Source organism: Roseovarius gaetbuli, assembly GCF_900172365.1.
Lineage (GTDB): Bacteria > Pseudomonadota > Alphaproteobacteria > Rhodobacterales > Rhodobacteraceae > Roseovarius > Roseovarius gaetbuli.
This window is the reverse complement of the sequence record NZ_FWFJ01000118.1, coordinates 1-1,286: the sequence shown is the minus strand read 5'-3', so window position 1 is coordinate 1,286 and position 1,286 is coordinate 1. Positions and strand designations below refer to the sequence as shown.

1 protein-coding gene is annotated in these 1,286 nt (G+C 55.1%); it reads right to left on the bottom strand.

Going from position 1 to position 1,286, the window contains the following annotated elements:
• Nucleotides 1-254: 254 nt before the first annotated feature.
• A complete protein-coding gene (locus ROG8370_RS19835) occupies nt 255-1,283 on the bottom strand; it encodes an IS110 family RNA-guided transposase (protein WP_085828830.1) in 1,029 nt (342 codons plus the stop codon).
• Nucleotides 1,284-1,286: the final 3 nt, after the last annotated feature.

Genomic DNA, 1,286 nt, shown 5'->3' with positions numbered 1-1,286 from the left:
CAAGAGGTTTTTGACTTCGTGGTTGTTTGATCGAGTGCGGTCTTGTGTCAGGCCTTTATGTGCGGCTTTTCCACGCGCCGCTGGCCGGTATGGTGATCTGCGGATCAGGTCCATATCTTCAGTGCGGACTACTATGCCCGGAAGTACGAACTGGTTCTCCTGTTCCAGATCTGTTCGATCTTTACGCCCATTCTAGCCTATGCCTTCTCACTCCCCCTGTTACCGATGTCGATTTGTTTGCCGCCGCATGTGTGTCATGCAGCCACGGCCGACATCGGATCCCGATAATCTTCCCGTTTCGTCAACATCGCCCAGATCGCGCGCGCCATCTTGTTGGCCAATGCGATTGCTACGAGCATCTTCGGTTTTCGCGCTGACAAACGGGCGAGCCACGAACCCTCATGGATCGATTGACGCCCCATCCAGTTCAATCGTGACATTGCTCCTATGATCAGTAATCGGCGAATGTCGGCCTGACCTGCCTTTGAGACACGACCAAGTCGTTCCTTGCCACCTGAAGAGTGTTGTCGCGGGACCAGACCTAACCAGGCTGCAAAATCGCGACCACACCTGAAACTTTCCATCTCTGGGGCAAAAGCCTCAATGGCCAGCGCAGTCAGCGGGCCAACACCAGGCATGGTCTGCAGCCGTCGCGCGGTATCTGTTTGTGCAGCCAATTTCACGGTTCTTTTTGTTTTGGCATCAATCCGGACGGTCTTCTCGGCAATCTGCTGGATGAGATCGTGACATTCCTCGCGCACAAGTGTGGGCAGATCACTGTTCGGCTCCTCGACGATGGCCTCAATACGCTTGAGTTGGCGGATCCCTATCGGTGCGGTATGCCCAAACTCATAGAGCACTGCGCGCAGCGCATTCACCAACTCGGTGCGCTGACGAACAAGGCGCTCTCGGCCCCGAAACAGGACGGCCCTTGCTTGCTGCCCTTCGGTTTTCGGTTCGACGAAGCGCATCTCTGGCCGCTGCGCCGCAATCACGATTGCTTCAGCATCAGCCGCATCGTTCTTCTGGCGCTTCACGAAAGGTTTCACGTATTGCGGCGCGATCAGCTTCACCTCATGACCGAGCTTGATCATTTCCCGCGCCCAAAAATGGGCGCTGCCGCAAGCTTCCATCACCACCACAGCCGGTGAATGCCCTGACATGAATTTCCAGAACTGGGGCCGTGTCAGTTTTTTGCGGAATTGTTCCTTCCCCGACAGCAATGCCCCGTGAACCTGGAAAATACTCTTCGCCAGATCTACACCAATCATTGTATCCTTCATTTT